Here is a 16,120-nt window from a genome sequence, read left to right on the forward strand (position 1 = left end):
AAAGTGTTCAGTTTCTGAACGTCCGCGCGTAGCTTTCTGTGCGTTCAGATCGCGCAACGCTGTGTCCGCTGGGGGACGCCCCCCAGACCCCCGAAATGAGTCCCCCATGATCAACTTGGCCGAAGGCCTCCGGCTCCCCACCAACGGGCTCGACTACACCATCCTGGCCATCTACTTCATCGTCGTCCTCGGCATCGGGTTCGCGGCCAAACGGAGCGTGCGGACGAGCCTGGACTTCTTTCTCTCCGGCCGGTCGCTGCCCGCCTGGGTCACCGGTCTCGCATTCGTCGCCGCCAACCTCGGCGCCACCGAGATCCTCGGTATGGCCGCCAACGGCGCGCAGTACGGGGCGTACACCGTCCACTGGTACTGGATCGGCGCCATCCCGGCGATGGTCTTCCTCGGCCTGGTGATGATGCCGTTCTACTACGGCTCCAAGGTCCGCTCGGTGCCCGAGTTCCTGCTGCACCGCTTCGGGCCCTCCTCGCACCTGCTGTCGTCGGTCATCTTCGCCGTCTCGTCGGTGCTGATCGCCGGCGTGAACCTGTACGCGATGGCGATCGTGCTCCAGGCGCTGCTGGGCTGGCCGCAGTGGGTGGCCATCGTCATCGCCGGCTTCTTCGTCCTGGCGTACATCACCATCGGCGGCCTCTCCTCGGCGATCTACAACGAGGTGCTGCAGTTCTTCGTCATCCTGGCCGCGCTGATCCCGCTGACCATCGTCGGCCTCAAGCGCGTCGGCGGCTGGGACGGGCTGACCGCGTCACTGACCTCCTCCCACGGCGACGCGTTCCTGACCGCCTGGAAGGGCACCGGCATCGGCGAGAGCAACCCGCTCGGCGCGAACTGGCTGACCATCGTCCTCGGCCTCGGCTTCGTGATGAGCTTCGGCTACTGGACGACGAACTTCGCCGAGGTGCAGCGCGCACTGTCCGCGAAGAACCTCTCGGCCGCCAAGCGCACCCCGCTCATCGCCGCCTTCCCCAAGATCCTCATCCCCATGGTCGTGGTGGTGCCGGGCCTGATCGCGCTGGTCATGGAGCCGTCGCTGGGCAAGGGCGGCGCGGACGGGCTCCAGTACAACGACGCGATTCCGGTACTGATGCGGGACCTGCTGCCCAACGGCGTCCTGGGCATCGCGGTGACCGGTCTGCTCGCCGCGTTCATGGCCGGTATGGCCGCCAACGTGTCGTCCTTCAACACGGTCTTCACCAACGACATCTGGGCCGCGTACCTCAAGAAGGGCCGCCCGGACAGCCACTACCTCAAGACCGGGCGCGTGGTCACCGCCGTGGGCGTGCTGATGGGCATGGGCACGGCCGTCATCGCCTCGTCCTTCAGCAACATCATGAACTACCTCCAGACACTGTTCTCGTTCTTCAACGTCCCGCTGTTCGTGGTGTTCATCATCGGCATGTTCTGGAAGCGGACCAGCGCCGCGGCCGGATTCTGGGGCCTGCTGTCCGGCACGGTGGCCGCGATGATCAACTACTTCTGGCTCTACAAGCAGGGCATCATCTCCATCCCCTCCGAGCAGGGCGCCAACTTCGTCTCCTCCATCGTGGCGTTCGTCGTCGGCGCGCTGGTGATGCTGATCGTCACGCTGGTCACCAAGCCCAAGCCGGTGGAATCGCTGGCGGGCCTGGTCTACGGAACGCGCTCCCCCGGTATGGAGGAGCCGCCCGCCGAGGGCGACGACGCGTGGTACCGCAAGCCGGCCCTGCTGGGCTGGAGCGCGATCGTGCTCGCCGCCGTCTGCTACATCCCCTTCTCCTTCTGAGACCGCCGAGGAACGCACCATGAGCGACTACCAGCACGAAGTCGAGGAACTGGAACGCGAGTCCGCGACCGCCGCGCGGCTCTTCGACGTACGGCGCATCATCGGCGGCCTGTTCGTCGTCTACGGCGTGATCGTCACCATCGCCGGGATCACGGCCTCCGACGCCGACCTCAAGAAGGCCCAGGACATCAACATCAACCTCTGGACGGGCCTGGGCATGCTCGCCCTCGGACTGTTCTTCCTGGCCTGGATGAAGCTGCGGCCGGCCGTCCCGCCGACGGTGGACGAGCTCACCGGCGAGCCCGGCCCGCCGGCGAGCTGAGCCGGGCGCCCGCTACGTCTCCGGCTCCTGTTACGGGTGCGGCGGGGCCGGTTCGTCCGGTCCCGCCGCCCCGCGCGCGGCCGGGCAGCCGCCGCGGGCCGCCCGGTCCAGTAGCCCGGTGCGCGCCGCCAGCGCGGCGGCCTCCAGCCGGGAGCCCACCTCCAGCTTCATCAGCACCCGCTGCACATGCGTCCGCGCGGTGCTCGGCGCGATCGACATACCGGCCGCGATCAGCCGGGTGTCCTCGCCGTCCGCGACCCGCATCAGCACCTCGACCTCGCGCGGGGTGAGCAGCTCCAGCAGCCGTGCGCCCTCGTCGTCCGGCTTGGCGGCGGGGTGCAACAGCTCCTCGAAGGCTCCGCGCAGCAGCTGCGGCGAGATGGCCGCCTCCCCGGCCCGCGCCTTCATCATGGCGCGTTCCACACCCTCGATCCGCTCGTCGTTACGGACATAGCCGGAGGCCCCGGCCGCGAAGGCGGCGGCGATACCGCGCGGGCTGGGAACCGGCCCCAGCACCACCACCGCGACCTGCGGCCGCTCCTTCTTGATCCGTACGACCGGGTCGAACGCGCCCGGCTCCGCGGGCGCCGCCGTGCCCATCAGGCACACCTCCGGCGCCCGGCTCACGACGAGATCCGCGGCCCCCGCGCTCGGCGCGGCCGCCGCCAGAACCCGGTGCCCCCGCAGCTTCAGGGCCGAGGCGAGCGCCTCGGCGAGCAGACGGTGATCGTCGACCACCATGAGCCGGACGCCCATCGAGCCACCCCTTCACTCCCCGGCGGGCCCCGCCCCCGGCCCCCGCCGGGCCCCTTTGTCCCCGGGAAGCTACACGCTCGGCCGGTCGAGCGCGCCCCCTACCGGGGATAAGCCCCCCGGAATGCTGGAATCCCGGCCAATCGGGGCCGGTTGCCACCCCCGGGGCAACAGAGGGTCCGTGCTACGCGTCCTCGGCCAGCTCCAGCCAGCGCATCTCCAACTCGTCCCGCTCACCGGCCAGTTCGCGCAACTGGGCGTCGAGGCCGGCGACCTTCTCGAAGTCGGTGGCGTTCTCGGCGATCTGGGTGTGCAGCTTGGCCTCCTTGTCGCCGATCTTGTCCAACTGCCGCTCGATCTTCTGGAGTTCCTTCTGCGCCGCACGGTTGACGGCCGCCGCCTTCTTGGGCGCCGCGGTCTGCGCGGGCGCCGGCGTCGCGGCGTCGATCACCTGCTGGCGGCGCTCCAGGTACTCGTCGAGGCCGCGCGGCAGCATCCGCAGCGTGGCGTCGCCGAGGAGCGCGAAGACGCGGTCCGTGGTGCGTTCGACGAAGTACCGGTCGTGGCTGATGACGATCAGCGAGCCCGGCCAGCCGTCGAGCAGATCCTCCAGCTGGGTCAGCGTCTCGATGTCGAGGTCGTTGGTGGGCTCGTCGAGGAAGAGGACGTTGGGCTCGTCCATGAGCAGGCGCAGGATCTGCAGGCGGCGGCGTTCACCGCCGGAGAGGTCGCCGACCGGCGTCCACTGCTTCTCCTTCGTGAAGCCGAACTTCTCGCACAGCTGGCCCGCGGTCATCTCCCGGCCCTTGCCGAGGTCGACCCGCTCGCGCACCCGCTGGACGGCCTCCAGCACCCGCAGCTCGGGGTCGAGTTCGCCGACCTCCTGGGAGAGATAGGCCAGCTTGACGGTCTTGCCGACGATGATCCGGCCGGCCGCGGGCTGCGTCTCGCCTTCCGTACGGGCCGCCTCGGACAGGGCGCGCAGCAGCGAGGTCTTGCCCGCGCCGTTGACGCCCACCAGGCCGATCCGGTCGCCGGGGCCGAGCTGCCAGGTCAGGTGCTTCAGCAGCACCCGCGGCGGAGCCGCTGATGGACTCTGCGGGCCGACCTGGACGGTGACGTCCTTGAGCTCGAAGACGGTCTTGCCCAGGCGGGAGCTGGCGAACTTCATCAGCTCGGCGCTGTCCCGCGGCGGCGGCACATCCGCGATCAGTTCGTTGGCGGCCTCGATACGGAACCTCGGCTTGCTCGTACGGGCCGGGGCGCCGCGCCGCAGCCATGCCAGCTCCTTGCGCATCAGGTTCTGCCGCTTGACCTCTTCGGTGGCCGCGATCCGCTCCCGCTCGGCCCGCGCGAAGACGTAGTCGCTGTAGCCGCCCTCGTATTCGTGCACGTCACCGCGCTGGACGTCCCACATGCGGGTGCAGACCTGGTCCAGGAACCACCGGTCGTGGGTGACGACGACCAGCGCGGAGCGACGCTCCCGCAGATGCCGGGCCAGCCAGGAAATGCCCTCCACGTCGAGGTGGTTGGTGGGCTCGTCGAGCACGATCAGGTCCTGCTCGGCGATGAGGAGTTTGGCGAGCGCGATCCGGCGGCGCTCACCACCCGACAGCGGCCCGATGACGGTGTCCAGCCCCTGTCCGAAGCCGGGCAGGTCGAGGCCGCCGAACAGCCCGGTGAGCACATCCCGGATCTTGGCGTTGCCGGCCCACTCGTGGTCGGCGAGGTCGCCGATCACCTCGTGCCGGACGGTGGCCGCCGGGTCGAGTGAATCGTGCTGGGTCAGCACGCCCAGCCGCAGGCCGCCGGAGTGGGTGACCCGCCCGTCGTCCGCGCCCTCCAGCTTGGCGAGAATCCGGATCAGGGTGGTCTTGCCGTCCCCGTTACGCCCGACGACGCCGATCCGGTCCCCTTCGCTGACGCCGAGGGAGATACCGTCGAGCAGGGCACGCGTTCCGTAGACCTTGCCGACGGCTTCCAGATTGACGAGGTTGGTGGCCATTTCTCTCCTGTGCGCGGGGAACGATCAGCACCAAGAGTAGGTCCTCCGAGGTAAGAGGCGGGGCGCGAGGGGGCGGTCACTCTTTGTGATGACGTGATCGGGATATGGCCGCTACGGTGGACTGGCAGGCCGAAGAATCCCGTCCATGGGAGGAACCATGACCGCCGAGCCGATCTCCGAGGCCGCCGAGCCCGTCTCCGAGCCGACCTCGCGGTGGCCGGTGCCACCACTGGACGGCTGGACCGTGGACGACCTGTTCACCCTGCCCGACCTCCCGCCGCACACTCAATTGATCGACGGGAGCCTGGTCTTCGTGAGTCCGCAGCGGGAGTTCCACACGCTGATGCTGTATCTCTTGGAGCACGGCTTGCGCGCCACAGCCCCGGACGAGTTCCGCGTGCGGCGGGAGATGACCGTCATCCTCGACGAGCGCAACGGTCCCGAACCCGACGTCAGCGTGATCAGGGCTGACGCGGTCACCGGACGGCACAAGACGAGGTACCAGGCCAAGGACGTGCTCCTCGCCATCGAGGTCGTCTCCCCGGAATCAGCGTCCCGAGATCGCACGACCAAGCCGCGGAAGTACGCCGCAGCCGGGATCGAGAACTTCTGGCGGGTCGAGGAGAGCGGAGCCAACGGCAAGCCCGTCATCCACGTTTACGAACTCGACCCGGTCACCGGGGTCTATGTGCACGCCGGCATGCACCGCGACCGGATCAAAGTCGACGTGCCCTACGCCGTCGACATCGACCTGACCGCCATCGACAAGCTGTAGGGCGTCCTCACGCCACCGTCGCACCCTCCGCCGGCGCCACCGCCGTACGCACCGACCGGCAGGTCCCCGACGCCAGCAGCGCCGCCGCCACGTCCCGCGCCGCCTCCGCGTCCTTGACCAGGAACGCGGTCGTCGGCCCGGAGCCGGAGACCAGCGCGGCCAGCGCACCGGCCGCGGTACCGGCGTCCAGGGTCGCGGTCAGCGCGGGCCGCAGGGAGACCGCCGCGGCCTGCAGGTCGTTGCTGAGCGCCGCGGCGAGCGCGCCCGCGTCCCCGGACTCCAGCGCGGCCAGCAGCTCCGGCGCCGCCTCCGGCTCGGGCACGTCCGTGCCCTCCGTCAGCCGGTCGAACTCCCGGTAGACGGCCGGCGTCGACAGGCCGCCGTCGGCGACCGCGAAGACCCAGTGGAAGGTGCCGCCGACGGTGAGCGGCGTCAGCAGCTCCCCGCGGCCGCGGCCCAGGGCCGCGCCGCCGACCAGGCTGAACGGCACATCGCTGCCCAACTCGGCGCAGATGTCGAGGAGTTCGGTGCGCGAGGCGCCCGTCGACCAGAGGGCGTCGCAGGCCAGCAGGGCGCCCGCGGCGTCCGCGCTGCCGCCGGCCATGCCGCCCGCGACGGGGATGTCCTTGGCGATGTGCAGATGGACGTGCGGGTCGAGGCCGTACCGGGCGGCGAGGAGCTCGGCGGCGCGGGCGGCCAGGTTCGTACGGTCCAGCGGGATCTGGTCGACGTCGTGGCCCTCGGCGGTGATCCGCAGTGTGTCCGAAGGGGTGGCGGTGACCTCGTCGTAGAGGCCGACGGCGAGAAAGACATTCGCCAGGTCGTGGAAGCCGTCGGGGCGGGCGGCGCCGACGGCCAGCTGGACATTGACCTTGGCCGGCACCCGGACGGTGACCGGGGCGCTGTTGATCGGGCTGCTCATCGGGCTGCTCATACGGTGTCTCCCCCTGCCTGTGCCTGCCGGATCCCCGGTGTCCCGCCCGGTCCCTTGTGTTCGGCGATCCGCGCGAACTCCTCGACGGTCAGCGCCTCGCCGCGGGCCTGCGGCGAGATGCCCGCCGCGACCAGCGCGGCCTCCGCCGCGGCGGCCGATCCGGCCCATCCCGACAGCGCGGCCCGCAGCGTCTTGCGGCGCTGGGCGAACGCCGCGTCGACGACGGCGAACACCTCGGCGCGGCTGGCCGTGGTCGTCGGCGGCTTGTCGCGGCGGACCAGCGAGACCAGCCCGGAGTCGACGTTCGGCGCGGGCCAGAAGACATTGCGGCCGATCGCCCCGGCCCGCTTGACCTCGGCATACCAGTTCGCCTTGACGGACGGCACGCCGTAGACCTTGTTGCCGGGCCGGGCGGCCAGCCGGTCGGCGACCTCGGCCTGCACCATCACCAGCGTGCGGTCGATGGTGGGGAAGGTCGCGAGCATGTGCAGCAGCACCGGGACCGCGACGTTGTACGGCAGGTTGGCGACCAGCGCGGTGGGCGCGGCGCCGGGCAGCTCGTCGACGTGCATCGCATCGCTGTGGACCAGCGTGAAGCGGTCGGCGCGGTCGGGCATCCGGGCCGCGATGGTGGCCGGCAGCGCGGCCGCGAGCACCTCGTCGATCTCGATGGCGGTGACCCGGTCGGCGGCCTCCAGCAGGCCCAGCGTCAGCGAGCCGAGGCCGGGGCCGATCTCGACGACGACATCGTCGGGCCGGACGCCGGCAGTCCGCACGATCCGGCGGACGGTGTTGGCGTCGATCACGAAGTTCTGGCCGCGCTGCTTGGTGGGGCGTACGCCCAGCGCGGCGGCCAACTCGCGGACATCGGCGGGCCCGAGGAGGGGCCCGGATTCATCACTGCTGCTCATGCCCATGCCTCGCTAGGCCCGGCCGCGCATTCGCACGGCGCGCACCTTTCACTTGTTCGCTCGCTACGCTCGTTCACGCTCACTGGTGAAGCTTACGGCCGCAGACCGGCCACGGGCTCGCCCCCCGGGTGACGTAGAGCTTCTTGGCGCGGTAGGTCTGCTCCTGGGCGGGCGCGTCCTGCGGGCGGCCGCTGCCGCCGAGGCGGTGCCAGGTGCCGACGTCGAACTGGTAGAGGCCGCCGTAGGTGCCCGATGCGTCGACGGCGTTCGGCCGGCCGCCCGCCTCGCACTGCGCGAGCGAACCCCAGGCGAGGTGGTCGGCGCCGCCTACGGAGGTCGGCAGCTCCTTGGTGCCGATGTGCACGATCTGCGGGCGCGGCGCGCGCACCACGTCCGTGGCCACCCGCCGCGGCTTCTGCTTGACCCCGTTGACGGTGCGCAGCCGGTAGGTGACGCGCCGCACGCCGGGCCGCCCCTGCTGGACCACCGCCTCCGTGCCGCGGGTCAGCTGCGGGTCGCTCCGCTTGACCGTACGGAAGGGGACGGGCTCCTCACGCACCTTCCGGGAGCCGGTGATCCGCAGTACGGAGACGGTCTGGCCCTCGCGCGGGAAGCTGTCCGGCGGCACCGAGGTGGTGTCCTCGTCGCGGAGCGCGAGACCGGCCTCTTCGAGGGCTTCGCGGACCGTCGCGGCGTTGGTGCGGACGCGGTATTCGCGGCCGTCGGCGATGAAGACCACCGAGCGTTCGGTGCGTACGGCCAGCTCCAGGCCGTGCGGGCCGATGCGCCGCGAGCGGGAGCTGGAGAGGTAGGCGCCCTCGGCGCGTACGCCGAGCTGGCGCAGTGCGCCGTCGACGGTTTCGGCGGTGGTCCACACCTGGCGGCGCTCTCCGTCGAGGGTGAGGACGACCGGCCGGCCGTGCCGGATGACGACCTCATCGCCGCTGGTGAGCGCGGTGCCGGGGGCGGGCGCGACGATGTCGTGCCGGCCGATGTCCTGATGCTCGGCCTCCAGGAGGTCGTCGACGTCGTCGGCGAAGGTGTGGAGGGTGCGCGGGTCGCCGTCGACGCTGAGCCGGATCGCCTTGTCGTGGGCGATGAAGGCGGTGGTGCCGCCGGCGAGAAAGGCGACGACGAGGGCCCGGGGCAGCAGCCGGCGCAGCGTTTCGGGGCGTTCGGCGGGGCGCCGGCGGCGGCCGGTCGCGCCGGCGGCTCGGCGGGCGGCGGCCCGGCTGCCGGGGGGCGGGCCACCGGTGGCCGGGGTGCCGCTCGTTTCAGGGGCCGCCGCCTGTCGGGGCAGCAGGCCGCGCGGGACGGTCAGGGTCTTGAGCTCGTACGGGTTCTTCGGTGGTGTGGTGCTCCGGCCGCGACGGCTGCGCGCGGCGCGGTGGCTGCTCTGCGAATGACTCACGACGCTCCACATGCCACAGATGGCCTTGACGCGCCGGAATGTAGCGGAGCGGAGGTGACTCTCCAAAGTCGACCCGCTACGGAACGTGCGCGCGCCGGTGTGGGCGGGCGGCCCGCGGCGGGGTCAGTAGTCGAACGCGCGCGCCGTGTTCGCCGCGACGGCGGAGGCCAGCGCGTCCTCCGTCATGCCCTTGACCTCGGCCATCGCCCGCAGGGTGAGGGGGATGAGGTAGGGCGCGTTCGGCCGTCCGCGGTACGGCGCGGGGGTGAGGAAGGGGGCGTCGGTCTCGACGAGCACCAGTTCGGGCGGGGCAACGGCGAGCGCATCGCGCAGCGGCTGGGCGTTCTTGAAGGTGACGTTCCCGGCGAAGGACAGGAAGTAGCCGGCCTCCGCGCAGATCTTGGCCATCGCGGTGTCGCCGGAGAAGCAGTGGAAGACGACCCGCTCGGGCGCGCCCTCTTCGCGCAGGATCCGCAGCACGTCGTCGTGGGCCTCCCGGTCGTGGATGACCAGGGCCTTGCCGTGCCGTTTGGCGATCTCGATATGGGCGCGGAAGGACCGCTGCTGGGCGGCCATGCCGTCGGGGCCGGTCCGGAAGTGGTCCAGGCCGGTCTCGCCGACGCCGCGGACGTGCGGGAGGGCGGCCAGCGCGTCGATCCCGTCGAGCGCGGCGTCCAGGGCGTCGTCGCCGCCCGCCTCCCGGGCGCCCTGCCGCGACCAGCCGTCCGGGTCCCCGAGGACGATGCGGGGCGCTTCGTTGGGATGCAGCGCGACCGTGGCGTGCACGCTGTCGTACGCGGCGGCGGTCTCCGCGGCCCACCGGGAACCGGCCAGGTCGCAGCCCACCTGGACCACCGTGGTGACGCCGACGGAGGCGGCCTTGGCGAGCGCGTCCTCGACGGTGCCTGCCTGCATGTCCAGGTGGGTGTGCGAGTCCGCGACCGGCACCCGAAGCGGTTCGGGCAGCGGCGGCGGGGTGTCCCTGTCCTTGTCGTCCTTCTGAGCCATGGCCGCGATCCTACGAGGGCCGCGGCCCGGGGCTCACTTGCGGTGGTGCTGGAAGGGGTGCAGCAGATCGGAGAGGTGCCAGTGGTGGCGCCCGGTGCCCTCGGCGGTACTGCCGGTGTTTTCCCCGGCGGCCTTCCCGGGCACCGGCTCGCCGTTCTTCTTGGTGTGGTTCTTGGCAGGCCCACTGCCCTGCCGCTGGTGCATGCTCGCGATCGCGTTGGAGACCATCGAGACCTGGCCGGAGCGCATGATGCGCACGACGGTGGCACCGCAGTTCAGACAGATGGGCCGGGTCAACGGGGACGGGACTCGCTCGCCCTCCGCGTAGTACACGACGTGCATGGCCCCTTTGGCGTCCACCTGGTGCTCTATCTCGTACGCCTGCTCCCAGCCGTGGCCGCACTTCATGCACGCGAAGGCGTAGGCCTCGTGTGCGGCGGGCTCCGGCCGGGGGGTGGGATGGGCGCCATTGGTAGCGGTGCTTTTTGTTTGCGCGATTTCGCTCATTGCCGCTCCTCTTGTCCGCTGGACAAGGTCTCCGGGGACCGAACGTCCCTCCCCTAGGGAACGCCTTTCCCGGCCACGGCGCAGCTGGCCTGTTGGCTATTGGCCCAGATTTGGCAGACGGTAGGAAAATCGCCCCGCTGCGCGGCCTCTCGCTTTACCTTCCAGGCTAATCATTTACCTACCGATGAGTCTGTTCTGCCGTTTGACGACTCCGTTCGCGCCGCGTTCTTCGCGGCGACCACCGCGTCGAAGACCTCGCGCTTGGGTAGCCCGGCGTCCGCGGCGACCGCGGCGATGGCTTCTTTGCGGCGCTCCCCCGCCTCCTCACGGATCCGAACCCGCCGCACCAGCTCCTCGGGGCCCAGGTCCTGCGGACCGGTTTCCGCCGCCCCCTCGACCACGATCGTGATCTCGCCGCGTACGCCCTCTGCCGCCCAGGGCGCGAGCTCGCCGAGCGGCCCGCGCTTGACCTCTTCGTAGGTCTTGGTCAGCTCGCGGCAGACCGCGGCCCGCCGGTCCGCGCCGAAGACCTCGGCCATCGCGGCGAGGGTGTCGTCCAGCCGGTGCGGCGCCTCGAAATACACCAGGGTGCGCCGCTCGTCGGCGACCTCGCGCAGCCGGGAGAGGCGCTCGCCGGCCTTGCGGGGAGGGAAGCCCTCGAAGCAGAAGCGGTCCACCGGCAGGCCGGACACGGCGAGGGCGGTGAGCACCGCGCTGGGGCCCGGTACGGCGGTGACCTTGATGCCGCGTTCGACGGCGGCGGCGACCAGGCGGTAGCCGGGGTCGGAGACCGACGGCATCCCGGCGTCGGTGACCAGCAGCACCCGCGCGCCGCCGGCCAGCGCGTCGGCCAGCTCCGGCGTCCTGGCCGCTTCGTTCCCCTCGAAGTACGACACGACTCGCCCGGTCGGGATGACGTCCAGCGCCTGGGTCAGCCGGCGCAGCCGCCGGGTGTCCTCGGCGGCGATCACATCGGCGGCGGCCAGCTCGGTGGCGAGCCGCGGCGGGGCGTCCGCGATCTCGCCGATGGGCGTCCCTGCAAGTACCAGCGTTCCAGTCACGTCCCCATCCTCCCAGGGAGGGGATGCCGCCCGACGCGGCGGCACCGCCCGGCGGCGCAGCGCGCCTGATCCACAGGCGGCTTCCCTACGATGGGCCGGGTGACGAGTGACACCACCGCGACTGACGCCGCCCAGCGCGCCCCGGAGCCGGCCGCCCGGCCCCCCATGTGGCAGCGGCGGCTGCGCCGCTTCGGGTACTTCGGCCGCCCGCAGGCCGATGTCCGGGCGCGGCTGGTGCCCGCCTTCCCCGAGCCGGCGACCGGGCTGTGGGCGGTGTTCGGCGCGGGCCCGGACACCGCGGCCCGGGCCGCGCGCTGGATGGCCTGGGTGGGGCCGCTGCTGGTGGCGCTGTTCGCGGGGGTGCTGCGGTTCTGGAACCTGGGCAACCCGCGCAAGGTGATATTCGACGAGACGTACTACCCCAAGGACGCCTGGTCGCTGCTGCAGTACGGCTACGAAGGCACCTGGGCCAAGAACGCCAACGACGCGCTGTTCCTCCACCCGCCGCAGATCCTGCTGACGCCCGAGCACTCGTACGTCGTGCACCCGCCGATGGGCAAGTGGCTGATCGCGGCCGGCGAGTGGGTGTTCGGGATGAACCCCTTCGGCTGGCGGTTCACCGTAGCGCTGCTGGGAACGCTGTCGGTGTTCCTGATCTGCCGCATCGGCCGCCGGCTGCTGCGCTCCACCGCCCTGGGCTGTCTGGCGGGCGGCCTGCTGGCGGTCGACGGTCTGCACTTCGTGATGAGCCGCACCGCCCTGCTCGACCTGATCGTCATGTTCTGGGTGGTGGCCGCGTTCGGCTGCCTCCTGGTGGACCGGGACCGCACCAGGGCCCGGCTGGCGGCGGCCCTGCCGATCGGCCCGGACTCGCTGGCGCGGCCGGACGCGGAGGTCGGCGACCGGCTGCGGCTGGGCTGGCGGCCGTGGCGGATCGCGGCCGGGCTGTGCCTGGGGCTGTCCGCCGCCACCAAGTGGAACGGCCTGTACTACCTCGCGGCGTTCGCCCTGATGACGGTGCTGTGGGACATGGCGGCACGGCGTACGGCCGGCGCCGCGCGCCCCTTCCGCTCGGCGCTGCGCCGCGACGTCCTGCCCGCGTTCGGGTCCACCGTCCTCGTCGCCGTCGCCGCGTACCTGGCGTCCTGGTCCGGCTGGCTCGCCACCAAGGGCGGCTACTACCGCGACTGGGCGACCTCCCCCGAGGGCCGTACCGGCTCCTGGACCTGGCTGCCGGACTGGCTGCGCAGCCTGTGGCACTACCAGACCGAGGTCTACTCCTTCCACACCGGACTGACCACGCCGCACACCTACCAGTCCAACCCGTGGAGCTGGCTGGTGCTGGGCCGCCCCGTCTCGTACTTCTACGAGGACCCCAAGGCCGGCAAGGACGGCTGCACGGCGGCGGAGGGCTGCGCGCGCGAGGTCCTGGCGCTCGGCACCCCACTGCTGTGGTGGGCGGCCTGTTTCGCCCTGCTCTACGTCCTCTACCGCTGGCTGTTCAAACGGGACTGGCGGGCCGGCGCCATCGCCTGCGGTATCGCGGCTGGCTATCTTCCCTGGTTCCTCTACCAGGAACGGACCATCTTCCTCTTCTACGCGGTGGTGTTCGTCCCGTTCCTGTGCCTGGCGCTGGCCATGATGCTCGGCGCGATCATCGGCCCCCCGGGCTCGTCCGAACGCCGCCACGTCATCGGCGCGGTGGGCGCCGGCGTCCTGGTCCTGCTCATCATCTGGAACTTCATCTACTTCTATCCCCTATATACGGGTATGCCCATCCCGAAGTCCGCCTGGCACAACCGGATGTGGTTCGACACCTGGGTGTGAGCGGGCGCACGCCAGGCGGGGCCCGGTGAAGACCCCGTAACGGTCGTGCGACAGCGTGTCACCGGACCGTGCCCCGATCGAGACTCACAGCGCTACCCCGTGTCCCTTAGAGTGCGACCGACGTTCTTGTGTGCGTATTCAAGGACGAGGCTCTGGGAGGGGAACGGTGGCATGCGCCGAGAGGTGAAGTACGGGCTGATCGGCGGATCGGTGGCCCTGGTGGCGGGAGTCGTCGGCGGCTTCACGCTGTTCGGCGGCTCGGCGGATTCGTCATCGCCGCAGGAGGCCGTGGCCGCGGACGCCAAGTCGGGCGGCAACGCGCCCCAGGTGCAGACCGGCCCGCTGACCGCCAAGGAAGTGCACACGACCGCTCAGGAGTTCCTGACGGCCTGGCAGTCCGGCGACGCCGCCAAGGCCGCCGAGCTGACGGACGACCCCGAGGCCGCGAAGAGCGCGCTGGCGAACTTCAGCAAGCAGGCGCGGTTCTCGAAGGTCACACTGACCCCGGGCAAGCCGGCCGGCGAGAAGGTGCCCTACACCGTCGCCACCGAGATCGACTACAACGGCACCAAGGCACCGTTCTCGTACGGCACCTCGGTGACCGTGCAGCGCGACGACGCCACCGGCGAGCCGCGCGTCGCCTGGAAGCCGACGGTGCTGCACCCGGCTCTCGCCCAGGGCGACGAACTGCGCACCGGCGAGGCCGAGGCGCCGCCCATCAAGGCCGTGGACCGCAACGGCACCGAGCTGACGCCCGAGGCGCATCCGACGCTGACCGGAGTGCTGGACAGCCTGCGGGACAAGTACGGCGACAAGACCGACGGCAAGCCGGGCGTGGAGCTGTTCATCCACCGCGCCAAGAGCGCCAAGGCCGACTCCCAGCAGCCCGACAAGACCCTGAAGGTGCTCTCCAAGGGCACCCCCGGCACGCTCAAGACCACCCTGGACGCCAAGCTGCAGTCGGTGGCGGAGAAGGCGGTCAAGGGCAAGAAGTCGGCATCCGCCGCGGCGGTCAAGCCCAGCACCGGAGAGATCCTGGCGCTCGCCAACTCTCCGGAGAAGGGCTTCAACCTGGCCACCCAGGGGTCGCTGGCCCCCGGCTCCACGATGAAGATCGTGACCGCGGCCATGCTGATCGACAAGGGCATGACCTCGCCCGGCAAGTCGCACCCGTGCCCCAAGTACGTGACGGTCGGCGGCTGGAAGTTCCAGAACCTCGACAAGACCGAGATCAAGACCGGCACCTTCGCGCAGAGCTTCGCGGCGTCCTGCAACAACGCCTTCATCTCGCAGGCCGAGAAGCTCACCGACGACGATCTGACGAAGGAGGCCCGGGACGTCTTCGGCATCGGCCTGAACTGGCAGACCGGCATCCCCACCTTCGACGGCGCGGTGCCCGTCCAGAGCGACGCGCAGATGGCGGCCTCGCTGATCGGCCAGGGCGGTGTCCGCATGAACCCGCTCAACGTCGCCACGCTCGCCGCGACGGTCCAGGCCGGCTCCTTCCACCAGCCGTACATCGTCTCCCCGTCGCTGGACAACCGGACGCTCGCCAAGGCCGCCCGCACCATGAAGCCGGCCACCGCGTCCGGCCTGAAGTCGCTGATGAAGCTGACCGCGACCTCCGGTACGGCCGCCGAGGCGATGTCCGGGATCGGCGGCGACATCGGCGCCAAAACCGGCTCCGCCGAGGTCGACGGCCAGAAGAAGCCCAACGCCTGGTTCACCGCCTACCGCAACGACCTCGCCGCGGCGGCCGTCGTCCCGGCGAGCGGCCACGGCGGCTCCAACGCGGGTCCGGTGGTCCGCGCGATCCTCAACGCAGGCTGACCGGTTCGGGCGCCCGGCGAGGGCGCCCGGATCATTCCGTTCGCATGGCCCGTACAGCTTTCGCTAGCGTGCGGGCCATGAGCGATTCCGCGCCCGAGACCACCGCCCCCACAGCCCCCGAGCGCACCGCCGCCGAGCGCACCGCGTGACCCCGCTCGTCGTCGCGGCGGTCCTCATCGCCGCCATCACGCACGCCAGTTGGAACGCGATCGCCCACGGCATACGCGACCAGCTCCTCGCCTTCACGCTCGTCGGCACGGGCGGCGCGATATGCGGCGCCGCCATGGCCTTCTTCACCCCGCTGCCGGCCGCCGGCGCCTGGCCCTACCTCGTGGCCTCCGCCGTCCTCCACGTCGTCTACCAGTCCCTGCTCATGCAGTCGTTCCGGCTGGGTGATTTCGGCCAGATGTATCCGATCGCGCGAGGCACCGCGCCCCTGGTCGTCACGGTCCTGGCCGCCGTCTTCGTCCACGAGATCCCCCACACCTGGGCACTGGCCGGCGTCGCCCTCGCCTCGGCGGGCCTGGTCGGCGTCGCCCTCTGGGGCATCCGGGGCTCCGGTACGAGGCCCCACTGGCCGGCCATCATCGCCGCCCTCGCCACCGGCCTGTCCATCGCCGCGTACACCACCGTCGACGGTCTGGGCGTACGCGCCTCCGGCACGCCCCTCGGCTATATCGCCTGGCTGATGATCCTCGAAGGCCTGGCGATCCCGGCCTACGCGCTCGCCACCCGCCGCCGCCGACTCCTCGCCGAACTAAGCCCGTTCGCCGTCCGGGGCCTCGCCGGCGGCCTGCTGTCCGTCTTCGCCTACGGGCTGGTGCTGTGGGCCCAGACGCAGGCTCCGCTGGCCCCGATCGCCGCCCTCCGCGAGTCGTCCATCATCGTCGGCGCGGCGATAGGAGCGCTGTTCTTCAAGGAGCGGTTCGGGGGGCCGAGGATCGCCGCGGCGGGGCTGATGGTGATCGGCATCGGCCTGATGTTGCAGTAGGTTCC

At 71.2% G+C, this 16,120-nt stretch carries 14 protein-coding genes; 6 read left to right on the forward strand and 8 right to left on the reverse strand.

Features of this window, described 5'->3' with window-relative positions:
- The first annotated feature begins 106 nt into the window (after positions 1–106).
- The gene (locus AB0I10_RS00110; protein ID WP_363149982.1) at positions 107–1,780 is read left to right on the forward strand and encodes a sodium:solute symporter family protein; all 1,674 of its coding nucleotides are present in this window, start codon (positions 107–109) and stop codon (positions 1,778–1,780) included.
- A gap of 19 nt (positions 1,781–1,799) precedes the next feature.
- Positions 1,800–2,102, forward strand: a complete 303-nt coding sequence (locus AB0I10_RS00115; protein ID WP_363149983.1) for a hypothetical protein — start codon at positions 1,800–1,802, stop codon at positions 2,100–2,102.
- Positions 2,103–2,132: 30 nt separating this feature from the next.
- On the opposite strand, the gene AB0I10_RS00120 is transcribed toward AB0I10_RS00115, so the two are convergent.
- Together AB0I10_RS00120 and AB0I10_RS00125 are read right to left on the reverse strand one after the other, a co-directional pair.
- Positions 2,133–2,858 (reverse strand): LuxR C-terminal-related transcriptional regulator, encoded by a 726-nt coding sequence (locus AB0I10_RS00120; RefSeq protein ID WP_363149984.1) that lies wholly within the window; start codon positions 2,856–2,858, stop codon positions 2,133–2,135.
- A 181-nt stretch (positions 2,859–3,039) separates the two neighbouring features.
- A complete protein-coding gene (locus AB0I10_RS00125) occupies positions 3,040–4,860 on the reverse strand; it encodes an ABC-F family ATP-binding cassette domain-containing protein (protein WP_363149985.1) in 1,821 nt (606 codons plus the stop codon).
- A gap of 145 nt (positions 4,861–5,005) precedes the next feature.
- On the opposite strand from AB0I10_RS00125, the gene AB0I10_RS00130 reads away from it, so the two are divergent.
- Positions 5,006–5,635 (forward strand): Uma2 family endonuclease, encoded by a 630-nt coding sequence (locus AB0I10_RS00130; RefSeq protein ID WP_363149986.1) that lies wholly within the window; start codon positions 5,006–5,008, stop codon positions 5,633–5,635.
- Positions 5,636–5,642: 7 nt separating this feature from the next.
- Here the strand turns inward: AB0I10_RS00130 and AB0I10_RS00135 are convergent, their stop codons facing one another.
- From AB0I10_RS00135 to rsmI, 6 genes are all read right to left on the reverse strand, one after another.
- Positions 5,643–6,557: a 4-(cytidine 5'-diphospho)-2-C-methyl-D-erythritol kinase gene (locus AB0I10_RS00135; RefSeq protein ID WP_363150398.1), complete on the reverse strand. Its 915-nt coding sequence runs from the start codon at positions 6,555–6,557 to the stop codon at positions 5,643–5,645.
- Positions 6,558–6,565: 8 nt separating this feature from the next.
- A complete protein-coding gene (rsmA, locus tag AB0I10_RS00140) occupies positions 6,566–7,486 on the reverse strand; it encodes a 16S rRNA (adenine(1518)-N(6)/adenine(1519)-N(6))-dimethyltransferase RsmA (protein ID WP_363149987.1) in 921 nt (306 codons plus the stop codon).
- A 73-nt stretch (positions 7,487–7,559) separates the two neighbouring features.
- Positions 7,560–8,891 (reverse strand): ubiquitin-like domain-containing protein, encoded by a 1,332-nt coding sequence (locus tag AB0I10_RS00145; protein ID WP_363149988.1) that lies wholly within the window; start codon positions 8,889–8,891, stop codon positions 7,560–7,562.
- A gap of 123 nt (positions 8,892–9,014) precedes the next feature.
- Entirely contained in the window at positions 9,015–9,899 is an 885-nt protein-coding gene (locus AB0I10_RS00150) for a TatD family hydrolase (protein ID WP_363149989.1), read from the reverse strand.
- Between the two features lie 33 nt (positions 9,900–9,932).
- Complete coding sequence (locus tag AB0I10_RS00155; RefSeq protein ID WP_363149990.1) at positions 9,933–10,406, reverse strand: hypothetical protein; 474 nt, start codon at positions 10,404–10,406, stop codon at positions 9,933–9,935.
- 170 nt (positions 10,407–10,576) lie between these two features.
- Entirely contained in the window at positions 10,577–11,467 is an 891-nt protein-coding gene (rsmI, locus tag AB0I10_RS00160) for a 16S rRNA (cytidine(1402)-2'-O)-methyltransferase (protein WP_363149991.1), read from the reverse strand.
- Positions 11,468–11,557: 90 nt separating this feature from the next.
- Between rsmI and AB0I10_RS00165 the strand changes: the two genes are divergently transcribed.
- The 3 genes from AB0I10_RS00165 (at position 11,558) to AB0I10_RS00175 (ending at position 16,115) form a co-directional block, all read left to right on the forward strand.
- Positions 11,558–13,294: a phospholipid carrier-dependent glycosyltransferase gene (locus tag AB0I10_RS00165; RefSeq protein ID WP_363149992.1), complete on the forward strand. Its 1,737-nt coding sequence runs from the start codon at positions 11,558–11,560 to the stop codon at positions 13,292–13,294.
- Positions 13,295–13,465: 171 nt separating this feature from the next.
- The gene (locus AB0I10_RS00170; RefSeq protein ID WP_363149993.1) at positions 13,466–15,124 is read left to right on the forward strand and encodes a penicillin-binding transpeptidase domain-containing protein; all 1,659 of its coding nucleotides are present in this window, start codon (positions 13,466–13,468) and stop codon (positions 15,122–15,124) included.
- A gap of 145 nt (positions 15,125–15,269) precedes the next feature.
- On the forward strand, positions 15,270–16,115 hold the full coding sequence (locus AB0I10_RS00175; RefSeq protein ID WP_363149994.1) for a DMT family transporter: 846 nt from the start codon (positions 15,270–15,272) through the stop codon (positions 16,113–16,115).
- Positions 16,116–16,120 lie beyond the last annotated feature (5 nt).

The sequence above is a fragment of the Streptomyces sp. NPDC050636 genome, assembly GCF_040654775.1.
Classification (GTDB): Bacteria; Actinomycetota; Actinomycetes; order Streptomycetales; family Streptomycetaceae; genus Streptomyces.

What these genes read in the sequence shown, in the direction of transcription:
- AB0I10_RS00130 (WP_363149986.1), top strand. Translation starts at nt 5,006, where the DNA reads ATGGGAGGAACCATGACCGCCGAGCCGATCTCCGAGGCCGCCGAGCCC.
- AB0I10_RS00125 (WP_363149985.1), bottom strand. Translation starts at nt 4,860, where the DNA reads ATGGCCACCAACCTCGTCAATCTGGAAGCCGTCGGCAAGGTCTACGGA.
- AB0I10_RS00120 (WP_363149984.1), bottom strand. Translation starts at nt 2,858, where the DNA reads ATGGGCGTCCGGCTCATGGTGGTCGACGATCACCGTCTGCTCGCCGAG.
- AB0I10_RS00150 (WP_363149989.1), bottom strand. Translation starts at nt 9,899, where the DNA reads ATGGCTCAGAAGGACGACAAGGACAGGGACACCCCGCCGCCGCTGCCC.
- AB0I10_RS00165 (WP_363149992.1), top strand. Translation starts at nt 11,558, where the DNA reads ATGGGCCGGGTGACGAGTGACACCACCGCGACTGACGCCGCCCAGCGC.
- AB0I10_RS00115 (WP_363149983.1), top strand. Translation starts at nt 1,800, where the DNA reads ATGAGCGACTACCAGCACGAAGTCGAGGAACTGGAACGCGAGTCCGCG.
- AB0I10_RS00110 (WP_363149982.1), top strand. Translation starts at nt 107, where the DNA reads ATGATCAACTTGGCCGAAGGCCTCCGGCTCCCCACCAACGGGCTCGAC.
- rsmA (WP_363149987.1), bottom strand. Translation starts at nt 7,486, where the DNA reads ATGGGCATGAGCAGCAGTGATGAATCCGGGCCCCTCCTCGGGCCCGCC.
- AB0I10_RS00135 (WP_363150398.1), bottom strand. Translation starts at nt 6,557, where the DNA reads ATGAGCAGCCCGATCAACAGCGCCCCGGTCACCGTCCGGGTGCCGGCC.
- AB0I10_RS00170 (WP_363149993.1), top strand. Translation starts at nt 13,466, where the DNA reads ATGCGCCGAGAGGTGAAGTACGGGCTGATCGGCGGATCGGTGGCCCTG.
- AB0I10_RS00155 (WP_363149990.1), bottom strand. Translation starts at nt 10,406, where the DNA reads ATGAGCGAAATCGCGCAAACAAAAAGCACCGCTACCAATGGCGCCCAT.